Annotated in this window: 18 protein-coding genes and 1 pseudogene; 12 read left to right on the forward strand and 7 right to left on the reverse strand. The window is 58.7% G+C overall.

Annotation, left to right across the window (positions count from 1 at the left end; translation table 11 throughout):
• The first annotated feature begins 107 nt into the window (after nucleotides 1-107).
• Together ACLEJR_RS12215 and ACLEJR_RS12220 are read left to right on the forward strand one after the other, a co-directional pair.
• Nucleotides 108-2,318 (forward strand): AAA family ATPase, encoded by a 2,211-nt coding sequence (locus tag ACLEJR_RS12215; protein WP_440814204.1) that lies wholly within the window; start codon nucleotides 108-110, stop codon nucleotides 2,316-2,318.
• A complete protein-coding gene (locus ACLEJR_RS12220; protein ID WP_440791756.1) occupies nucleotides 2,315-3,325 on the forward strand; it encodes a hypothetical protein in 1,011 nt (336 codons plus the stop codon). The genes ACLEJR_RS12215 and ACLEJR_RS12220 overlap by 4 nt, the downstream gene beginning before the upstream one ends.
• On the opposite strand, the gene ACLEJR_RS12225 is transcribed toward ACLEJR_RS12220, so the two are convergent.
• The 3 genes from ACLEJR_RS12225 to ACLEJR_RS12235 all read right to left on the reverse strand — a co-directional run bounded on the left by ACLEJR_RS12225 (nucleotide 3,322) and on the right by ACLEJR_RS12235 (nucleotide 5,068).
• Entirely contained in the window at nucleotides 3,322-3,729 is a 408-nt protein-coding gene (locus ACLEJR_RS12225; RefSeq protein ID WP_440814206.1) for a hypothetical protein, read from the reverse strand. The two genes, ACLEJR_RS12220 and ACLEJR_RS12225, sit on opposite strands and share 4 nt — an antisense overlap.
• A gap of 111 nt (nucleotides 3,730-3,840) precedes the next feature.
• Nucleotides 3,841-4,554 (reverse strand): arsenical resistance protein ArsH, encoded by a 714-nt coding sequence (gene arsH, locus ACLEJR_RS12230; RefSeq protein ID WP_440814208.1) that lies wholly within the window; start codon nucleotides 4,552-4,554, stop codon nucleotides 3,841-3,843.
• A gap of 43 nt (nucleotides 4,555-4,597) precedes the next feature.
• The gene (locus tag ACLEJR_RS12235; RefSeq protein WP_440791761.1) at nucleotides 4,598-5,068 is read right to left on the reverse strand and encodes an arsenate reductase ArsC; all 471 of its coding nucleotides are present in this window, start codon (nucleotides 5,066-5,068) and stop codon (nucleotides 4,598-4,600) included.
• Between the two features lie 186 nt (nucleotides 5,069-5,254).
• Between ACLEJR_RS12235 and arsN2 the strand changes: the two genes are divergently transcribed.
• From arsN2 to ACLEJR_RS12255, 4 genes and pseudogenes are all read left to right on the forward strand, one after another.
• On the forward strand, nucleotides 5,255-5,794 hold the full coding sequence (arsN2, locus tag ACLEJR_RS12240) for an arsenic resistance N-acetyltransferase ArsN2 (protein ID WP_440814209.1): 540 nt from the start codon (nucleotides 5,255-5,257) through the stop codon (nucleotides 5,792-5,794).
• A gap of 117 nt (nucleotides 5,795-5,911) precedes the next feature.
• On the forward strand, nucleotides 5,912-7,774 hold the full coding sequence (locus ACLEJR_RS12245) for an ABC transporter ATP-binding protein (protein ID WP_440814212.1): 1,863 nt from the start codon (nucleotides 5,912-5,914) through the stop codon (nucleotides 7,772-7,774).
• A gap of 279 nt (nucleotides 7,775-8,053) precedes the next feature.
• On the forward strand, nucleotides 8,054-8,380 hold the full coding sequence (locus tag ACLEJR_RS12250; RefSeq protein ID WP_440814360.1) for a c-type cytochrome: 327 nt from the start codon (nucleotides 8,054-8,056) through the stop codon (nucleotides 8,378-8,380).
• Between the two features lie 45 nt (nucleotides 8,381-8,425).
• A pseudogene (locus ACLEJR_RS12255) lies at nucleotides 8,426-8,557 on the forward strand (hypothetical protein); the annotation flags it as partial.
• Here ACLEJR_RS12255 and ACLEJR_RS12260 read toward each other — a convergent pair.
• Nucleotides 8,548-9,159, reverse strand: coding sequence for a TetR/AcrR family transcriptional regulator (locus ACLEJR_RS12260; RefSeq protein WP_440814215.1), 612 nt, complete (start codon nucleotides 9,157-9,159; stop codon nucleotides 8,548-8,550). The pseudogene ACLEJR_RS12255 and the gene ACLEJR_RS12260 overlap by 10 nt on opposite strands.
• Before the next feature lie 104 nt (nucleotides 9,160-9,263).
• Here ACLEJR_RS12260 and ACLEJR_RS12265 point away from each other — a divergent pair, with 104 nt between their 5' ends.
• Nucleotides 9,264-10,268: an NAD(P)-dependent oxidoreductase gene (locus ACLEJR_RS12265; protein ID WP_440814216.1), complete on the forward strand. Its 1,005-nt coding sequence runs from the start codon at nucleotides 9,264-9,266 to the stop codon at nucleotides 10,266-10,268.
• A 148-nt stretch (nucleotides 10,269-10,416) separates the two neighbouring features.
• On the forward strand, nucleotides 10,417-11,589 hold the full coding sequence (locus ACLEJR_RS12270) for a hypothetical protein (RefSeq protein WP_440814218.1): 1,173 nt from the start codon (nucleotides 10,417-10,419) through the stop codon (nucleotides 11,587-11,589).
• Between the two features lie 288 nt (nucleotides 11,590-11,877).
• Here the strand turns inward: ACLEJR_RS12270 and ACLEJR_RS12275 are convergent, their stop codons facing one another.
• The 3 genes from ACLEJR_RS12275 to prpR all read right to left on the reverse strand — a co-directional run bounded on the left by ACLEJR_RS12275 (nucleotide 11,878) and on the right by prpR (nucleotide 15,460).
• Nucleotides 11,878-12,648: an alpha/beta fold hydrolase gene (locus tag ACLEJR_RS12275; RefSeq protein WP_440791774.1), complete on the reverse strand. Its 771-nt coding sequence runs from the start codon at nucleotides 12,646-12,648 to the stop codon at nucleotides 11,878-11,880.
• Between the two features lie 57 nt (nucleotides 12,649-12,705).
• Entirely contained in the window at nucleotides 12,706-13,125 is a 420-nt protein-coding gene (locus ACLEJR_RS12280; protein WP_440814220.1) for an organic hydroperoxide resistance protein, read from the reverse strand.
• Between the two features lie 382 nt (nucleotides 13,126-13,507).
• A complete protein-coding gene (gene prpR / locus ACLEJR_RS12285) occupies nucleotides 13,508-15,460 on the reverse strand; it encodes a propionate catabolism operon regulatory protein PrpR (protein ID WP_440814223.1) in 1,953 nt (650 codons plus the stop codon).
• 201 nt (nucleotides 15,461-15,661) lie between these two features.
• On the opposite strand from prpR, the gene ACLEJR_RS12290 reads away from it, so the two are divergent.
• Genes ACLEJR_RS12290 through ACLEJR_RS12305 form a run of 4 tightly spaced genes read left to right on the forward strand, consistent with a single transcriptional unit; the run spans nucleotide 15,662 to nucleotide 19,062 of the window.
• A complete protein-coding gene (locus tag ACLEJR_RS12290; RefSeq protein WP_440814225.1) occupies nucleotides 15,662-16,717 on the forward strand; it encodes a phosphotransferase family protein in 1,056 nt (351 codons plus the stop codon).
• A complete protein-coding gene (locus ACLEJR_RS12295; protein WP_440814227.1) occupies nucleotides 16,714-17,070 on the forward strand; it encodes a DUF6285 domain-containing protein in 357 nt (118 codons plus the stop codon). The genes ACLEJR_RS12290 and ACLEJR_RS12295 overlap by 4 nt, the downstream gene beginning before the upstream one ends.
• Before the next feature lie 52 nt (nucleotides 17,071-17,122).
• Nucleotides 17,123-18,295, forward strand: a complete 1,173-nt coding sequence (locus tag ACLEJR_RS12300) for an acyl-CoA dehydrogenase family protein (RefSeq protein WP_440814229.1) — start codon at nucleotides 17,123-17,125, stop codon at nucleotides 18,293-18,295.
• Nucleotides 18,295-19,062 (forward strand): SDR family NAD(P)-dependent oxidoreductase, encoded by a 768-nt coding sequence (locus ACLEJR_RS12305; protein ID WP_440814231.1) that lies wholly within the window; start codon nucleotides 18,295-18,297, stop codon nucleotides 19,060-19,062. Before ACLEJR_RS12300 ends, ACLEJR_RS12305 begins: the two co-directional genes overlap by 1 nt.
• The last annotated feature ends 52 nt before the right edge of the window (nucleotides 19,063-19,114 follow it).

Genomic DNA, 19,114 nt, shown 5'->3' on the forward strand with positions numbered 1-19,114 from the left:
CAGCGGTCCGGCGTTATTCATCGGCGAATGAATCGGGTGACGCCAACGCCTGGTTTGTAAGGCAGGCTTGAGCTTGTCAGGCCCCATCAAGTTAAAGGAACTGACTTTTGAGATTTGTATGGCGTGATCCGAGCAGTACTCCCACTTCGCTCACCAAAAAGGCATTGACTGCCGAACTGTCTCTTCTGCGTGAGCATTTTGAACTCGCCCTCCCTTCCCGGCTGACCCGGCGGCCGAAGGTTAACCCTCGAATATGGAGCTCTAGAGAAGTGAAGTCGGCGCTTGTCGCGGCTTTCCATGAAAAGTGCGGGTATTGTGAGAAGGATCTGAGGCCTTTTGAATTCGAAGTGCACCACCATCGCCCAGTAATGAACGCCAAAGGTCGGATCAGCTTCTCGGGTGCTCCGAGCCCCGATCATTACGCATGGTATGCCTATGAGTGGAGCAATCTTGTTCTGGCCTGTGTCGTTTGCGCACGGTACAAAGGCTCGCAGTTCCCGACAGAGGACAAGCGGGTCGCGCCGTTCACGCCGCTGACGATGGCCGATGAGGAGCGTCCGGTTCTCATAGATCCATCCCACGACGATCCCTACGAGTATCTTGCATTCAGCGCCGACGGATATTGCCTGTCCAGAGGTACACGAGGCAAGGAAACGGTCGACATCCTGAAACTCAATCGAAGCGAGCTGGTGGGACGACGCGCTGCCATTTTTTCGGAGCTTGGCATCAGTATCGAAAAAATGCGCGGAAGAGGCTACGCGCGGATTCTGTCCGAGGTCGAGAGCAGGCTGGATGATCGCCGTTCCCATGTGGGCGCGGCGAGAAACTGGATAACGGACTCCTTGCTGGCAACGTCAGCGAGAACGATCCCACCCACCGAAGCCGAGTTCAATAGCGAACTGGCCGGTTTCATTGATTTGGCCAACCCGGCGATGTGGCGCGATTTCTTGGCTCACCTCAAGGGTAAAGATAAACCGCAGACGTCTCATCCCGCGGATCTTCTTGAGGTAATCGAGGAGACACAAGCGACCAAGTTTGCACGCATCCGCTCGGTCCATATCAAGAATTTCAAGGGGTTCGGAAAGTTCAAGATAGACTTTTCCAGCCAGGCAGTAGAGGAGCGAGGCATAGCGCCTGCAGTGGTGGTACTCGGTGAAAATGCGGTAGGAAAAAGCTCGCTGCTTCAGGCCATTGCCTTGGGCACGATGGGGCGGGATTTGCGCAAACAGACCAAGGTAGATTTTGATGCTTTTCTGCGCCACTCAGGTGGGTATGTGGACCGGACAGGGCGGCAAATTCTTGAACACAGGTCATCGACCCAGGCTAGCATCAAGATCAACTTTGATGATGGCAGCAGCAATGAGCTACACATTCAGCGGGGTGGGGAGATCCACGAAGAGGTATTCGAAAGTGCCTTGGTTCTCGGGTACGGTGCCCACCGTCTTTTCAACGACCAGCCAACAAGCTACAGACATATCAAGAGAGTCTCGAGCATTGTCTCGTTGTTCAACAAACAAAGAGTTTTGCCGCACTCCGCTGATTGGCTTGAGTCTCTCGATGAGAAAACTTTCCCAACGGTCGCTCGGGCACTGCGAGAAATTCTCAACCTGGCAGACGGCGATGAGATTGTTCGTTCGGAGCGCAATGGCATCCTGATTAACAAGAACGGCGAAGATATACCCCTGATGCAGCTCAGCGATGGCTATCGGTCATTATTTGCAATGGCTCTGGATATTCTCCGGAACATGGTCAGGCAATGGGGAGATCTTGAGAGTTCACGTGGCATTGTCTTGATTGATGAAATCGAAATCCATCTGCATCCACGCTGGAAGATGCAGGTGGTGAGCGCCTTGCGCCGTGCTATGCCGCAGGTCCAGTTCATTATCACAACCCACGACCCTCTTTGTATCAGAGGGATGTTCGACGGTGAAGTGCATGTACTGATACGCGACGATTCCGGAGCAATAGCGGAGGTGACCGGTCTGCCAGGGGTAACCGGAATGCGCGCCGAACAATTATTGACCTCCGAATATTTTGGCCTAGCCAGCACCTCGGAGCCTGAAACCCAACAGCGCATTGATCGGTTGCTGCTTTCCGATGCCCGGAGTGCAGATCCGCAAGGGCAGTTTTCCGAGCAATTGAACGCGTTTTCGATGATTGGTGATACCCCGGAGCGGCAGGTGGTAAATGAAGCCCTGCGTCGGCATATCGTCGAACAGTTGCGCTCCAATCGACTCGACCGTGCTGCGGTTCGCGAAGAATCTATCAATCTCATTCTTCAGCGTCTGCGCGGTGGTGTCGATGAGGCCGGGCAATGATCTACGTCAATCGCAATACGGTGACTGAACCTGCATCGCTTGCCAAGGCTGACGGTCGTGGAGCGAAAGAAAGAATCCGAGCCGATGCGTTTTACACGGCGCTGGCGGCTCAACCGGCGCCCCCCAAGACAAAGTCCAAGGTGAAAGCGGCAAAAAAGTCGAAGAAGAAAAAGAAATTCAACTTCGCGGCTTACCGATCAAAGGATGTGAAGAAAAAACTGGACCAGCTCTTTCACAAGAAGTGTGCTTATTGCGAATCCAGTTACAAGGCTGTGATGTCTGCTCAGGTCGAGCACTTCAGGCCAAAAGGCCGGGTGACTGAAGACCTCGCTCATACCGGCTACTGGTGGCTGGCATCCGAGTGGACAAATCTTTTGCCCAGTTGCATTCACTGTAATAGCTCCGAATATCATGAAGTCCAGAGGTTCGTTACTGAACAGCCCTACAAGCAAAAGGTGAAAGGAGGCGCCTACAAGCTTGGCAAGTATGACTCCTTCCCAATCGGCGGGCAGCGAGCAATGGCTAAAGGCGATGACCTGAGTGCTGAGGATGCCTATCTGATAGATCCCACCCGCCGCAATCCTGACGACCATTTGCAGTGGATCATCGAGCGAGGCCTGAGCCTGATCGCTCCGTTGAAAAGGGGGAGTGACTGGGATCCCTATGGACTGGCCACCTATCAAGTATTCGGCCTGAACCGCGTGGACCTGGTTGAAACACGGACCGAGCTAATGCTTGGAATCCAAAATGAACTGCTGAAGGCTGAGGACGCGCTAAAAGAAGCAGCTTCAGAACCTCCTGGCAGATTTTTCGACCGTCTTTGGAAAGATGCTCAACGAATATTCGCTGAACTCGAAGCGCGAGCTGCACCGTCAATGCCTTACTCCGCCATGGTCAAGAGGCTTGTGGCTGACAACCGGGCCAGGATAATCGCTGAATTTGAAGCCGCCTCGGCCGCAAAGCGGTTAGAAAGGCAGGGGCTGGCCGAAAGGCCGGATTGCTTCTAGGGCGCCTCGAAATTCTCATAATTCAGGGAGATCGAGTCGCTCTGCGGATAGCTGACGTACACCATCTCCCCATAATTGGTGGCGACCAATACGTAGGGCCACTTGCCGTTTGCCTTTCGCAATTGCTCGTACAACGGTAGGAAGAAATCTTTGGTCTGACCTTGCGGGTCGTAAGGGACTTCGCCCTGGAAGATCGGATAACGTCCACCATTGCACAACTGCACCCGCTCCAGCTTGATGCCGTTCTTCTCTAGCACGGTGCGGGCAGGGTGTTGCCAGATGGCCAGGTCGACATCCCGGCAATCGCTGGTCTTTTGGGTGTAGAGCTCAGTGTCCTGGAGGGCTGGGTACGCCATGGCCTGGCCGGCCATGAGTAACAACGCCAGGGAAAGAAGACGCGGCATGGTGGTGGTCCGAATAGAGGGAGGAGGATTGTAAGGACTTTCCATCCCGATCCAAAAGGATCGAGATGATTGCTGGCGAACTGTCCTCCCACTGATGGATCTGCGATGGCATCAAATGGAGCGCTGATTCACTCTTGAAGACAACTGCTCGGCCGTTTCCTTGCGCTCCGAATAGCGGTCCACCAGATATGCCTGGCGATCACGCAGGAGCAGGGTGAACTTCATGAGTTCCTCCATCACATCGACCAATCGGTCGTAATACGCTGATGGTTTCATACGACCTGACTCGTCAAACTCGGTAAACGCCTTGGCCACCGAAGATTGGTTCGGGATGGTGAACATGCGCATCCATCGGCCCAGAACCCGTAGCTGATTGACCACGTTGAACGATTGCGAACCGCCGCATACCTGCATCACGGCAAGGGTCTTGCCCTGCGTAGGCCGTATGGCGCCCAGCGCCAGCGGAACCCAGTCGATCTGGGCCTTGAACACCGCGCTCATGGAGCCGTGGCGCTCAGGAGAACACCACACTTGTCCCTCCGACCATTGCATCAATCGGCGCAGTTCCTGAACCTTGGGGTGAGTGTCAGGAGCGTCGTCCGGCAGTGGTAAACCCGATGGATCGAATATTTTCGTTTCGGCCCCGAACTCTTCCAGCAGACGCGCTGCTTCCTGGGTGACCAGACGGCTGAAGGAGCGTTCTCGTGTCGATCCATACAACAGAAGTATCCGAGGTTTATGAACGAGCGGGGCGGTCGGTTTCAGCTGCTCCAGGGTGGGGATGTCAATCAGATCGACCTGTACGTTGGGCAATGTATCTTGCATGTAAACTCCTACAGCCATGCCCCGCAGGGCTTTGCTCGATGCTTCAAAGCGTACCGATACGATTCAGTTCAGCTTGAAGTTGCTCAGTGCTCATTGTTTTTAGAGGCAGGGCGAAGAATGCATCCAAGCGCTGCCGAATCTTGGCGAGGGTCGTTTCGAATGCCGCGCTAATCTCGGCCTCGGACCCGGTGGCCTCTGATGGATCGGCCAAGCCCCAGTGCGCCTTCAGGGCAGGTCCGAAAAATATTGGACAGGCCTCGCCGGCCGCACGATCGCAGACGGTAATGACGATGTCCGGTGGGGCGTCTTGAAAAGTATCTGAAGCCTTGCTACTCAGGTTATCCGTGTCTATGTCTGCTGCCGCCAATGTTTGCAAGGCGCGTGCGTTGACACGTCCACTGGGAAAGCTTCCCGAGCTGACTGCTTCCAAGCCTTGCGGTGCCAGATGATTGAACATCGCCTCGGAAAGAATGCTGCGACAGCTGTTGTGGGTGCACATGAACAGGACTTTCATTGGGGGGATTCCTTGGTCTGCAAGCTGATGCCAATCCAGGGAGCGTAGGTTGGCGGAAGAATAGGCAGCTCAGCACAATAAGAAGGCTGCACGTCCGGTCTATGAACAGAGGTATATATGCGAAAAAACGAATATACGAGTTTCCGTATATTCAGTAAAGCGAATAGGACTGGATGGGGCCTTGCCATGGCATTGGCCATCAACAAGGAAAGATCAGGAGCAGATATGGAAAGCGAGTTGGCTATCCAGGCTACGCAAATCGTCGGGGAAAGATTCGCGCAGCTTCGCAGCGCTTTGGAGTCGGCAGGTCTTCCTACGGCAGATGTTGAACTTTCGGGTCGAACTTTCTTTGAGTTCACGCTGGACGGTCTAACCGTCGGTTGGGGTGGGTTCGAAGCGTACGGGGCCGATGGACTGCTCCGATCGTTAGTCGTTGAGCCCGTCTATAGATCGAAAGGAGTCGGAGCATCGATGCTTAGACTCATCGAAAGAATCGCTGCCTGCAATGGAATCGACCAATTACACCTGCTAACGACGAATGCCTCAGGTTTTTTTGAGGCGTTCGGCTACCACATGCAACCACGAGGTTGTGAGCCAATTGTTATTTCTCGAACGGAACAGTTCCGAGGGCTTTGTCCTGGCTCTGCGAGCTACATGTGCAAAACGTTGAGCGGGAGTTTGCTCCCGACCAAAAGCGGCCAGTTGACAGACGATCCGCTGGAGTAACAACCGCTGCTGTCCAGGTGCAAACACGCCAATCGCTCTGAACCCCCGCTTCGCAAACGCCTCAAAATCCTCGTTCAATGGCAGAATCTCTTTCCTTTAATCCTTTCGGAGGCCGCAATGCTTCGTGTGTTCGAACGAAGACTCGACCCTTTTCCGCCCGATGAAGTACCGCCACCACCGGTTGGCCTGGTGCGGTTTCTGTGGGCGTGCACCCGAGGCGCCCGTGGCTATATCCTGGCGCTGGCGCTGCTCAGCGCCGCCGTGTCGATCTATGAGGCCTGGTTGTTTTCGTTTCTGGGACAGGTGGTCGACCTGCTTTCTTCCTGGCAGACGGGCGGCGAGGCGCAAAGCGCGCAAGAGAGCCGGGTGCTATGGGGGATCGGCATCGTGCTGCTCACCAGCATCGGGCTGGTGGCGCTGCGCACCATGGTTCAGCACCAGATTCTGGCGATCAATCTGCCGCTGCGGCTGCGCTGGGACTTCCACCGATTGATGCTGCGACAAAGTCTTTCGTTCTTTTCCGATGAGTTCTCGGGCCGGGTCACGACCAAGGTGATGCAGACGGCACTGGCCGTGCGCGAAGTCCTGTTCACCGTCATCGAAATCGCCCCCGGTATTGGCGTTTACTTCATCGCGATCATTGCCCTGGCCGGTGGCTTCGCCCTGAAGCTGATCGTGCCGTTCATTGCCTGGGTCGTCTTGTTCGGGCTGGCGATGCTGTACTTCGTGCCGCGCCTGGGGCAAGTGGGGCAGGAGCAGGCTCATGCGCGGTCGTCGATGACCGGACGTATCTCGGACGCCTACACCAACATCACCACCGTGAAGCTGTTCTCCCACTCCAAACGTGAAGCGCACTTCGCTCGTGCCGCAATGGAGGATTTCAAGCAGACGGGCTTTCGGCAGATGCGTCTGGTCAGCCAGTTCGAGATCGTCAACCAGGCGCTGGTGGTGGCGCTGATCCTCGGCGCCGGCGGCTATTGCTTGTGGTTGTGGCACCTGGGCGAAGTCGGTGCCGGGGCTGTAGCGGCGATCACCGCCATGGCGTTGCGGATCAACGGCATGTCCCATTGGATCATGTGGCAGATGACATCGCTGTTCGAAAACATTGGCACCGTGCAGGACGGCATGGACACCTTGACCCGAGGGCCGAAAGTCCAGGATGCGCCGAACGCCGGCGTACTCGTGCCCACGGGCGGTTCGGTCACCTTCGACAATGTGAGCTTCAACTACAACGGTGAGCGCCAGGTGCTCGATGGGCTGAGCCTGCATATTCGGCCAGGGGAAAAAATCGGTCTGGTGGGTCGTTCCGGTGCCGGCAAGTCCACGCTGATCAACCTGCTGCTGCGTTTCTACGATGTTGACAGCGGTGAGATCCGCATCGACGGGCAGAACATCGCTCACGTTACCCAGGACAGTCTACGCAGCGCCATCGGCATGGTTACCCAGGACACATCCTTGTTGCACCGCTCCATTCGCGACAATATCGCCTATGGCCGCCCGGATGCGACCGACGCGGACATTCGCACTGCTGCGGCCAACGCCCAGGCCGACGGGTTCATCAGCCAATTGAGCGACCGCCAGGGCCATACCGGCTACGACACGCTGGTCGGTGAGCGCGGCATCAAGCTTTCAGGCGGCCAGCGCCAACGTATCGCCATCGCCCGGGTGATGCTCAAGAACGCCCCGATACTGTTACTTGACGAGGCTACCAGCGCCCTGGATTCAGAGGTCGAAGTCGCCATTCAGGAAAGCCTCGATGAGATGATGCAGGGCAAGACGGTCATCGCCATCGCCCATCGGCTGTCAACCATCGCCGCCATGGACCGTCTCATCGTCATGGATGAAGGACGGATCATCGAGCAGGGGACCCACGCTGAACTGTTGGCGAAAAACGGTACCTATGCGCGGCTGTGGCAGCATCAGAGTGGTGGGTTCCTGGGGGAAGACCAGGGCGTGGTGGAGGCGATGGGGCTGGAGTAGGTGTCTCGCCTGAAACTCCGATACTTGAAGCACCAATAGACGTGAGCGACTGCGGCTCGTTGTGCGCGTGAATCAAGAGGATACGCATCGGACAGCTCTTCTCGAGTGTGGACCAGTAAGTCCATCAGCCGGTAATTACCCAACGCTCATCTTGATTTGCGCCATTGACCTGTTTATAAGCCGCAGCGGGCCTGTATTCGGCTCTGACTCACGGAGAGAGATCGCTTGAAAAGGAAGCTGTTATTCATCGCGCTGCCAACAATATTGTCCCTCGTTCAAATGGCACCATCCTGCGCGGATAACGCGAATGGGAAGAACCTATACCAACAGCGATGTGCCATGTGCCACGGCGCAGACATCAAGGGAACGGGACCGCTGGCCAAAAAAAGCGATCCTCCTACGCCTGATCTCACAAGTGCCGCATTCAAAAAACGCCTGAGTGATTATCCGGGCGTTATTGTCTCGTCGATCATACTTCGGCCCAATGGCGACCTGATCCCCAGAACCCTGAAAGAGAACGGCGTGAAGCTGGCGCCTTACGCCTGGAGGGTTCAGGATTTTCGCGATCTGAATCAGTACATGAGCAGTGTCATCTTCAATAAATGAACAGTGGTACGCGGAAAAAACTGTGGGGGCTCTTTGGGCTCCCTATACAAACTACGCGTCGGCGAGCAGGCCACCCTGTTTTTGTTCGACCCGTGCGGTAATGCACTGGAGTTCAAGGCTTTCAAGGACATGAGTCAGCTTTATAGAGCGATTCAGACCGTTCATCGTCAGCCATGATCAACATCACCTAAAGCCCCCTTGATCAAGGAGGCAAACGCGCGGATTGCTTCTTCCTGGCGATATCGCCCTCGCGCCAACGCCCCTGCAAGGGCTTCACCCGCACCTACCAGGCCGGTGCAGCGGCTTTCCAGCTCAGCCGCTGGCAAGGTCGCATGAGGCTTGAGCACACTGACAAACATCTGCACACAGTGATCCAGCAACTCCTGGAAAACCGCCGCTTTCTCCTCACTTCCCGCCAGGGCCGCGCCGACTGCGAAGAACTCATCGCTGTGGTCCGCTGCACATTGAATGTAGGCACCGGCCAGAATCTGGGCGGTTTCCTCCAGGCTCCGTGCGGTCTCGGTCATGGCATCACGGAACGCGTCGACCCGCTCGGTATCGATCCATCGGTAAAGCTCGATCAACAGGACTGACCGGGTTTCGAAATGGTCATAGACCACTGGCTTGGACACCCCGGCGCGGACAGCCAGATGCCCGAGGGTCAAGCGATCTGCGCCTTCCTCGCGCACGATCGATAGCGCCGTATCGAGTAACTGGCTCCGCCGTTCGGCTTTCGAGAGCCGACGCGTTGAATTCGGGATTTCGGGATTTTCAGGCATTTCGTCGCTCCGGCCCAACAAACCTACCATCGGTAGGTTTTCAGGTGTATGTTGATTACTCACCTACCAAGAGTAGGTTAATTACTCCCAAGGAGAACATACTTATGTCTGTTAATCCTATCTTGTTCATGGGCGGCACCGGCGCCATCGCCCATCATTCCGCCCGGGCACTGCGCGCCGCCCACCCCGACGTACCGCTGCTGATCGGCGGCCGCGACTTCGCCAAGGCCCAACGAGTCGCCGAGCAAATCGGCGGGGCGCAGGGCGTGGTGATTGACGCTTCTGCCAGCGACCTCGGACTGGGCGATCGGCCAGTCAGTGGCGTGGTGGTGTTTTACATGGATCATGCCCTCGCAGGGCTGCGCTTCGCCCAGATGCGGGGCGTGCCACATCTGAGCATATCCTCGGGGATCTTCGAGATCGCCCCGGAAATCGCGACCTTCATGCACAAGCCAAACGCGGCACCCATCGTCCTCGGATATGAATGGATGGCTGGCGCGACCACCGTGGCGACGTTGAATATCGCCAAGGCCTATTCTCGGGTCCGCGAGATCAAGATCAGCGCGCTGATCGACGAGCAGGACACCGGGGGACCGACTGTTGCCAGCGACTTTGAACATCTGAACAAAATGCTCCCCGCAGCCATGACCCGACGCGACGGCGAGTACATCTGGCGTGAAGGAGAGGGCGCCAAGGCGATTTTTCGTGCAGTGGACGGCCGGGAGATCGAATCCACCGGTTTCTCCTCCATAGACGTGGTCGGGCTGGCGGCTGCCACGGGGGCGGCTGACGTTCAGTTCAACATGGCCATCGGCACCAGCTCCAGCCGTCGCCAGGGCGACCCAATGTCCACCGAAATCATCATCGAGCTGGCGGGTGAGGGCAAAAATGGCGAAGCGTTGCGCACACGCCACGCGGTGGTTCATCCCGCCGGCACCGCACCGCTGACTGGCCTCAGCGTTGCGATGCTCGTTGAACAGCTGCTTGGGTTGGACGGGCGCGCGCCTACTGCGCCGGGACTTTATTTTCCTTATCAACTGCTGGATGACGCCGCGTATCTGGAGCGTCTTGGACGAGAAGGAGGAACGTTACGCGAGTTGCCTTTCTAGACGGCACTGATGCGGCTTCGGTGCTTCCCCGACGAATCTGCGAGCAGCCTTTTTTCGGGAGGGACCGAAGTCGATCTTCCTGGCATGGAATAAGTCCGTGGACTATTTTGGGGGATCGACGTCGCATTTTCAGGGAAGGAGAAAAGCGGTGAACAAGCTGAACAGCTATACATCCATGGATGCGCTCAACAGCAAGATACTCGAATATTGTATCCCCATTGCGACGGTGCAAAGCACCGAAATCCTTCAGTTTGATTCAGGCACAGGAAGTCAGCTCGCGCTGTCCTCCAAGGCTTACCCCTATACCGCTCTTGGTTCAATCAACATTATCCAATCCAACCATCAGATCGATGATCATGTCATTACCCAGTACCAAAACCGATATGGCGCGAACATCGGTTCCACGCACCTTGCAACCCAGCTGATCTTGCTGGACTCAACCGATGAAGCACAAATCAAACGAGCCATCAGAAGAGATGCCAGATACACAGACCCTAAACATATCAATAGAAACCCATCGGCATCTGTGGTGTTCGGTATAAACGATCGTGCGCTCGCCGAGAAAGTCCAGTGGTTCATGGAGAACATAGAAGAAACCAGAAAAGGTTTTGAGACCATGGCCGCCCGTTTGACACCCCAAGGTGAATTCGGTCGACGTTTCAGCGAGATCGTCACACTAAACAGCGCCAACTACGACCTGATGCGAAATGTGAAATCCTGGCTCTATGATGCATATGGGTCAAGCCAGCCAGGCTGGGAGAGATTTGTCCACCATGACATCTATTCAGCCAGGCGAGTCAGAACTCACTTTGAGAATCTGGGTGATGCGGGGAAAACCGAGGCCCGGGGGGAATATGCCGCGACCAAATTCCTGCTGACCATCGAGGGGCAGAACTACCAGATGAAAATCGGCAAAGCTGCCTCGGGAAGAACGAATGGGATAGACCAGATCTGGACCCGCCGGAATATGTTGACGGGCGCTATCGAGGAATACCTGATAATCGAATCCAAAGGCAGTCTGGGCGGCACCCTTACAAACACGGAATACGGGCAGCAGATGTCGCCGAGGTGGGTGTTCAACTGCCTGATCGGATTATTCGGCACCGATTACAGGTTGGCCAGCTCGGCAGCTTCCGATAAGTATGCAAAGCAGACGCTGGTGGTAAAAATTCTGGACGCGATGATAAACGACACCATTCCGGTGACTGGCTATATCTTCCAGGCAATGACGGGCCTGAAAGTCGGGGCCCAGTCCTTGGCGATCAGTAGATTGGGTCGATACAGCCTGATCAACGCTTACCAGAAAGCGAAGTCCACATGAGGTCTTTGAAAGTAGCGCTCAGGAGGTGAGCCGGGTTGTCCTACAAAGCCTGAGCAGCGGGGTGACGGCCTTTTGATTTCAGCTGGTTCCCGGAAGGATCTGCGCCCTCTCTATGAGCGGGCCTGTAGAAACGACGCAAGGAAGTCGATATGCGCCGTGTCCTTGAGCTTATGTGTTTTTTTGACGGGCGTGATTATCGATAGATAGCGTTAGCGCATCAAGCCAGGACTGCTCAAGATCAGCAATTTCAGGGCCCGCACGTGCGGGCCCTGGAATTGCTGTTTGCCGTTACTGCGCCGCTTTCTCGATCAGACTGGCGACCACTTTCGGGTTGGAAACCATCACCACATGGGAGGCGCCTTTCACCACCACGGTTTGCTTGGAGTGCGCACGCTCGGCCATGAACGCCATGGCTTGAGGCGGGATGTTTTTGTCCTTGTCGCCGTACACGAACCAGGACGGGATGGTTTTCCAGGCCGGATCGGTGGCGGCTTCGTTCAGCGCGGCGACGGTGATAGGGCGTTGACCGATTGCCATCAGGCGCGCTTCAGCTTCGGGGACGTCGGCGGCGAACTGATCGTGGAATTTATCCTGCTGGATATAGAGGTCCTTGCCGCCGTCGACCAGCTCGACTGGTGCTGACAGGGCAGAAGCCAGGGTGCCTCCGGGGAAGCGTCCAGACAGTTCCGCCGCGGTCTCGCCCGCTTCCGGAGTGAAGGCCGCCACATACACCAGGCCTTTCACATTCTGATTGCCGTACGCCGCCTCACTAATCACCGCGCCGCCATAGGAATGGCCGACCAGGACCACCGGGGTCTTGACGCTCTTGACGATGCTCGCCACGGATTGGGCATCACTGCTGACGCCGCGCAGTGGGTTCGCCGCTGAAATGACCGGATAACCGTCCTTCTCCAGAATCTTCGCCACGCCGTTCCAGCTCGACGAGTCGGCGAAAGCGCCGTGTACCAGAATCACGGTGGGTTTGACCTCAGCAGCGTTGGCGAAACCAGCGGCGGCGAAAGCGGTGGCGAAGGCCAGGCCAGAAAGAATCTTTTTCATGAGTCACTACCTGTAAAGAGAGAAGAATGTGGTTTCGGTTCTATTTGCCCGGCGCTGTTAGACGCTCACCTGCAGCCGTACATCGACGTTGCCCCGGGTGGCGTTGGAGTAAGGGCAGACCTGGTGGGCTGCGTCGACCAACGCCTGGGCATCGGCTTGGTCCAGGCCTGGCAGGTTGATGTACAGATCGATGTCCAGACCAAACCCGCCGGGGATCTGGCCGATTCCCACGTGCGCGGTGATCGAGGTGTCCGCCGGGATGCTGCGTTTGCCTTGGCTGGCGACAAATTTCAGCGCGCCGATGAAGCAGGCCGAGTAACCGGCGGCAAACAGCTGCTCAGGATTGGTCGCTTGGCCGCCTGCGCCACCGAGTTCTTTTGGCGTGGTCAACTTGACGTCAAGGATGTTGTCGCTCGAAACAGCGCGGCCATCACGGCCACCGGTGGCGGTTGCTACTGCGGTGTAGAGTGCTTTCATGGTGTTTCTCCTGAGGCTTGATCCAGACGTTTCGGGTGATGTTTGCTGCGCTTAATGTTTGTGCGCTAAGAAGTTGTGGTGAATTTAGTGAATAAAACATTAGTGCGCAAGATAAATTTTTAAAATTTTATCAATTGATGCGTAACGCATTGTTTTTAAAATAAATATTTTTAGACGTGGCGTATGCGCCAGGTGGCCCCATGCATACGTCGTTCATCTCGATGATCCCAATCATGGCTTCGCGGGAGCGACGACTACCGAGACGGGGCTGTGCACTGCCCAGCGAAAAGCGTGCGGCGGTGTGCTCATGAGCTGATTCCAATTCGGCCTTTTCAACAAGGCAGACAATGGCACGCCTGAATGCCTGGACGTTGCTACCCCCTCAGGACTCCGACCGCAGCCTGCGCCACAGCGTGGTCCGGCTGATCCCGAGGCGACGGGCGGCTTCGTCGTGATTGCCGTGGCAGCTCTCCAGGGTTTCCTTTACATGCCGCAGTTGGGCAGCCTTGCCGATGGTGTGCAGGTCCGTTTCGCGTGACGACTTTTTCCGGGCAGGTGAAAGGGCAGGGCCTTCGCACAGCTCAGGCAGTACGCGAGCCAGGTACCGCTCGTCCACGCGATGCCCCTGAAGCAGTTCGTGCGCCGAGAGCATCGCCCGCTCGATTACGTTCTCCAGTTCACGGACGTTGCCTGGCCACGCATAACGTTCGAGGTATGGCAGCAACGCGGCGGGTATTTCTGCGGCGCTCGCCGGCTGGCCCTGGACGAGTAAGCGCTGGCTGATGCTTGCGCAGATCAGGGCAATGTCCTCGGGCCGTTCGCGAAGCGGTGTGGTTTGCAGGCGCAAGATGTTGAGCCGGTAATAGAGATCGGTACGAAAATCGCCATTATCCATCGCGGCACGCAGGTCCTGGTGGGTGGCGGCGATGATGCGCACGTCGATGGCGATGGGTTCGGTGCTGCCCAGGCGCAGGACTTCGCGCTCTTGCAACACGCGCAGCAAGCGCGTTTGCAGCGACACGGGCATGTCGCCGATCTCGTCGAGGAACAGCGTGCCGCGGTGCGCCGCCTCGAACAGCCCCGGTTTGCCGCCTTTGCGCGAGCCGCTGAAGGCGCCTTCCTCGTAGCCGAACAATTCACTTTCCAGCAGCGACTCGGGAAACGCCGCGCAGTTGATAGCGACGAAAGGGCCTTGCCGGCGCGGACTTTCGTTGTGGATCCCTTGGGCCAGCAGTTCCTTGCCGGTGCCACTTTCGCCGGTGATCAGGATCGTCGAATGGCTGGCGGCGAAACGTTTGGCCAACTGCAACATGTCGCGGTTGACCTTGCTGTGGCCGTTGAGTTGTTCGAGCCGATAGCGGGCGCTGAAAGCGCCGGGGCGGCGGGCGGAGCGGATGCGTTGGTCTGCACGTTGTACGGCGGTAATGTCCTGGCAGGTGAGTACCAGGCCTGTGCGCTCGCCGTTTTCGACGATAGGCAGCAAATTGCTGACCACTGCGTGGGAACCCAGCCGGATCACCCGGTTTTCTTCACTGGCCCCCTCCTGCAATGCTTGCTGCAAGTCCAATTCCGGGCATAGTTGTTGTAAAGGCCGGCCCAGGGCGGCGCTGACCGGCAAATCCAGCAGTTGGGCAAGGGCCGGATTGAGGGATTGCACCACGCCCTGATTATCAACTGCCGCTACGCCGGCGGGGATATGTTGCAGCACGGCGTTCAGATGCCGCCGCTTGGCGATCTCCACGCGTTGGCTCTCGAGAATGCCCAGGGCTTCCTCCAGCGCTTTGCGCGCGGTGTCCTCGCTCAGCGACAGGACGCCGTGCAGCCCCGCCTGTTCTGCCAGCTCAACTACCGTCGACGAGCCGATGATGCTGCGGCAACCTGACCGGGCCGCCTGCTCGACGGCCTGGCGGGCTTCTTCCAGGGTGGTGTAGGCGGCCTGGTGAACCTGGACGGTGAATAGCGCGGCCATGGCTTGCAGATCCCGGTCGATGTGGTTGTAGCTGAGCACGGCGACCCGGGAGGAACGCTCGCGGGCCTGTCCCAGCGCCCGTAGCAGGTCACCGCTGCCGACCCGCATCGCCAGTACCGGGCGCGTCAGGTGTTTGCGCAGGTAGGCGGCCGTGGCGCCGGCGCAGACGAATACATCGACCTTGGCCGCTTCTTCCAGATCACGGGCGGTCTGCAGTGCTTCAGCCACCGCCGTGTCGAGGACTTCGATATGGGTGCCGGGGTATTGCGCTGTGAGTCCGGCTACCACGTGGGCGAGTCGACTCCGTTGCTGGGGGCGCTGCAAGTGGCTGATCAGCACGACGACCTGGGAGGCGAAAGCGTCCATGGTAGAACCTGTTCATGGTTGAAATGTTTCGATACTGAATGAGTCTGTTGCAAACATGCAACAGCATGCGCGTCTTTCGCTCCCTCGCAAACTCCCGGGTCCAGGCTTTATGCGGCCTGCGGCTGATTCTTGAAGAGTTGGCCCAGGCCTTGCTCTTACGGTTCAGCCAACTCAGAAACCAAGGGCAGGGCTTATAGACCCATGAGCAGTTCACCAACAATTTCTCCACCCTGCGATACGTTCGCGACCATGACTGCCGATCACCGCTTGGCCGAATTCATCCGTGAGCAGGCTTTGGCAACGCGGGTGATCATTCAGGCGCGCAAACGCCTGAGCGGCGGCGCCATCCAGGAAAACTGGCTGCTGGATCTGCTGATCGAGGGCGGCCCCTGGGCTGGTGACAGGCGCTGGGTGCTGCGCAGCGACGCGCTCTCTGCGCTGCCGGCCAGCCTCGATCGCGAACAGGAATTCGCGGTGTTGCAGGTGGTTTATCAGGCCGGTGTGAAAGTGCCGCGCCCGCTGTGGCTGTGCCGCGATGAGCGGATGTACGGGCGGGTGTTCTTCTTGATGGAGTATGTGCCGGGTATCGCTGCCGGACGCCAGCTCAGTGCGAACGCCGGAGCCGGCCAGGCGCGGCTGGCTGTACAGCTTGGCGCCAACCTGGCGAGGTTGCATCAGGTTTGCCCGCCGTGCGCCGCACTGGACTTCCTGCCGGCGCCGGACAGTTCCCCCGCCCTGGTGACCATCAGCGCCTACCGCCGCTACCTCGACACCCTGACCGACGCCTATCCGGTGCTGGAGTGGGGCCTGCGCTGGTGCGAGCTGCATGCGCCACGCGACAGCTCCCTGTGCCTGTTGCACCGTGACTACCGCACCGGCAACTACCTGGCCAGCGAACAGGGGCTCGAAGCCGTGCTCGATTGGGAGTTCGCCGGCTGGGGCGACCCTTGCGAGGACCTCGGCTGGTTCACCGCCCGCTGCTGGCGCTTTACACGCCCGGACCTCGAAGCCGGTGGCATCGGTCAGTTGGAAGATTTCCTGCACGGCTACCACCAGGTGTCTTCGCGGCGTATCGAGCGCAGCCAGCTTCATTACTGGCAGGTCATGGCCACCCTGCGCTGGGCAGTGATTGCCTTGCAGCAAGGGCAGCGCCATCTGTCAGGCGAAGAACCTTCTATCGAGCTGGCGCTGACCGGACGGCTGCTGCCGGAGCTTGAGCTCGACATTCTGCACATGACCGGAGCCGAAGCGCCATGACCCAACCCAACGCCCACGAACTGCTCGAAATCGCCCGCACGACGCTGCTGGAGCAGTTGCTGCCCGCGCTGCCCGGCGAGTTGCGTTACCCGACCCTGATGATTGCCAATGCCATGGCCATCGCGGCCCGCGAAAGCCGCCTGGGGCCCGAGGCCGAGGGCCTGGAGCAGGAGCGGCTGACCGCCTTGGTCGGCGCAGGGCCATCGACGTTGCCCGACCTGCGCCGCCAACTGGTCCACGCCATTCGCCAGGGCTGCCATGACACCCCGCCAACCCGCCGCACCCTGGTCGAGACATTGCACCAGATCACCGTCGCCCGATTGGCGATCAGCAATCCCAAGGCCTTGCCCTGAAAGGCTTCAGCCACCCCATTCTCCCGACAGACAAGCACGCAGAAGGACAACCATGAACTTCACCCTCCCGGACGAGCTGCTCGCCTTGCAGGCCAAGACCCGAGACTTCATCGCCGAACAGGTCATCCCGTTCGAGAACGACCCACGCCAGGACAGCCACGGCCCCAGCGACGCTCTGCGCCAGGATCTGGTGGCCCGCGCCCGCGCCGCCGGCTTGCTGACGCCCCACGCCAGCCGCGAAATGGGCGGCCTGGAGCTGAGCCATGTGGCCAAGGCGGTCGTCTTCGAAGAGGCCGGCTATTCGCCGCTGGGCCCGGTGGCGCTGAACATCCATGCGCCGGATGAAGGCAATATCCACCTGATGGACGTGGTGGCCACCGAAGCGCAGAAGGACCGTTGGTTGCGTCCGCTGGTTCAAGGTCACGCCCGTTCATGCTTCGCCATGACGGAGCCTGCTCCGGGCTCCGGTTCGGACCCGTCAATGCTGCGCACCACGGCTACCCGCGATGGCGACGACTACCTGATCAACGGCCGCAAGTGGTTGATCACCGGGGCCGAAGGTGCCGATATCGGCATCATCATGGCGCGCATGGAGGACGGCACGGCGACTATGTTCCTGACCGACATGCAGCGTGACGGCATCATCCATGAACGCCAGCTGGACTCGCTGGACAGCTGCTTCACTGGCGGCCACGGCCAGTTGCGTTTCGACAACTTGCGTATTCCGGCGAGCGATGTGCTCGGTGAGATCGGCAAGGGGTTCCGTTATGCACAGGTGCGACTGGCACCGGCGCGCCTGACGCACTGCATGCGCTGGCTCGGCGCGGCGCGCCGCGCGCACGACATCGCCTGCGACTATGCGCGCACCCGCGGCGCCTTCGGCAAGGCACTGGGCGAGCATCAGGGCGTAGGCTTCATGCTGGCCGACAACATGATGGACCTGCATTTGGTACGCCTGGCGGTCTGGCACTGTGCCTGGGTGCTCGACCAGGGCCAGCGTGCCAATGTCGAATCAAGCATGGCAAAGGTGATCAGCTCCGAAGCGCTGTGGCGTGTGGTTGATCGTTGCGTGCAGGTGCTGGGAGGACGTGGGGTGACCGCCGATACGGTGGTAGAGCGGATCTTCCGCGATATCCGCCCGTTCCGCATCTACGACGGCCCGAGCGAAGTGCACCGCATGAGCCTGGCGAAAAAGCTGCTCGATCAGCGCCTGGAGGCCCACTGATGCAGCCGAACCTGACCCGACTGTTCGCCCTCCACGGGCGCCGCGCTCTGGTGACCGGCGCGTCCAGCGGCCTCGGCCGCCACTTCGCCATGACCCTGGCCGCCGCAGGCGCCGAGGTGGTGGTCACTGCAAGGCGCCAGGCACCGCTGCACACGCTGGTCGAGGCCATCGAGGCGGCGGGAGGGAAGGCTCGGGCCTTCGCCCTCGATGTGACCTGTCGTGAAGATATCTGTCAGGTGCTCGATGCTGCCGGTCCGCTGGACGTCCTGGTCAACAACGCAGGGGTAAGCGACAGCCAGCCCTTGCTGGATGGCGACGATGACAGCTGGGACCGTGTACTCGACACCAACCTCAAGGGCGCTTGGGCGATGGCCCAGGAAAGTGCCCGGCGGATGGTCGCCGCAGGGAAGGGGGGCAGCCTGATCAATGTCACCTCGATCCTCGCCAGCCGTGTGGCCGGTGCCGTTGGTTCCTATCTGACGGCCAAGGCCGGCCTGGCCCACCTGACCCGCGCCATGGCGCTGGAGTTGGCGCGCCATGGCATCCGGGTGAACGCCCTGGCGCCTGGCTACGTGATGACTGACCTGAACGAAACCTTCCTGGCCAGCGAGGCCGGGGACAAGTTGCGCTCGCGTGTGCCAAGTCGCCGTTTCAGTGTACCGGCCGACCTGGACGGCGCCTTGCTGCTGCTCGCCAGCGATGCCGGGCGGGCCATGAGCGGCGCTGAGATCGTAGTCGATGGCGGCCATCTGTGCAGCAGCCTGTAACGCGCCCTGACGCAATAACAACAAGAACAGGAGGTATGTATGTGCGTGCAAG

The sequence above is a fragment of the Pseudomonas sp. SMN5 genome, assembly GCF_052041925.1.
In the GTDB taxonomy this organism is placed as follows: domain Bacteria; phylum Pseudomonadota; class Gammaproteobacteria; order Pseudomonadales; family Pseudomonadaceae; genus Aquipseudomonas.

Coding starts and splice junctions, on each gene's coding strand:
- ACLEJR_RS12260 (WP_440814215.1), bottom strand. CDS start 9,159: ATGCCTGAAAATCCCGAAATCCCGAATTCAACGCGTCGGCTCTCGAAA.
- ACLEJR_RS12225 (WP_440814206.1), bottom strand. CDS start 3,729: ATGCCGCGTCTTCTTTCCCTGGCGTTGTTACTCATGGCCGGCCAGGCC.
- ACLEJR_RS12265 (WP_440814216.1), top strand. CDS start 9,264: ATGTCTGTTAATCCTATCTTGTTCATGGGCGGCACCGGCGCCATCGCC.
- ACLEJR_RS12295 (WP_440814227.1), top strand. CDS start 16,714: ATGACCCAACCCAACGCCCACGAACTGCTCGAAATCGCCCGCACGACG.
- ACLEJR_RS12305 (WP_440814231.1), top strand. CDS start 18,295: ATGCAGCCGAACCTGACCCGACTGTTCGCCCTCCACGGGCGCCGCGCT.
- ACLEJR_RS12235 (WP_440791761.1), bottom strand. CDS start 5,068: ATGAAAGTCCTGTTCATGTGCACCCACAACAGCTGTCGCAGCATTCTT.
- ACLEJR_RS12220 (WP_440791756.1), top strand. CDS start 2,315: ATGATCTACGTCAATCGCAATACGGTGACTGAACCTGCATCGCTTGCC.
- arsN2 (WP_440814209.1), top strand. CDS start 5,255: ATGGCATTGGCCATCAACAAGGAAAGATCAGGAGCAGATATGGAAAGC.
- ACLEJR_RS12280 (WP_440814220.1), bottom strand. CDS start 13,125: ATGAAAGCACTCTACACCGCAGTAGCAACCGCCACCGGTGGCCGTGAT.
- ACLEJR_RS12275 (WP_440791774.1), bottom strand. CDS start 12,648: ATGAAAAAGATTCTTTCTGGCCTGGCCTTCGCCACCGCTTTCGCCGCC.
- ACLEJR_RS12250 (WP_440814360.1), top strand. CDS start 8,054: ATGGCACCATCCTGCGCGGATAACGCGAATGGGAAGAACCTATACCAA.
- ACLEJR_RS12245 (WP_440814212.1), top strand. CDS start 5,912: ATGCTTCGTGTGTTCGAACGAAGACTCGACCCTTTTCCGCCCGATGAA.
- prpR (WP_440814223.1), bottom strand. CDS start 15,460: ATGGACGCTTTCGCCTCCCAGGTCGTCGTGCTGATCAGCCACTTGCAG.
- arsH (WP_440814208.1), bottom strand. CDS start 4,554: ATGCAAGATACATTGCCCAACGTACAGGTCGATCTGATTGACATCCCC.
- ACLEJR_RS12300 (WP_440814229.1), top strand. CDS start 17,123: ATGAACTTCACCCTCCCGGACGAGCTGCTCGCCTTGCAGGCCAAGACC.
- ACLEJR_RS12290 (WP_440814225.1), top strand. CDS start 15,662: ATGAGCAGTTCACCAACAATTTCTCCACCCTGCGATACGTTCGCGACC.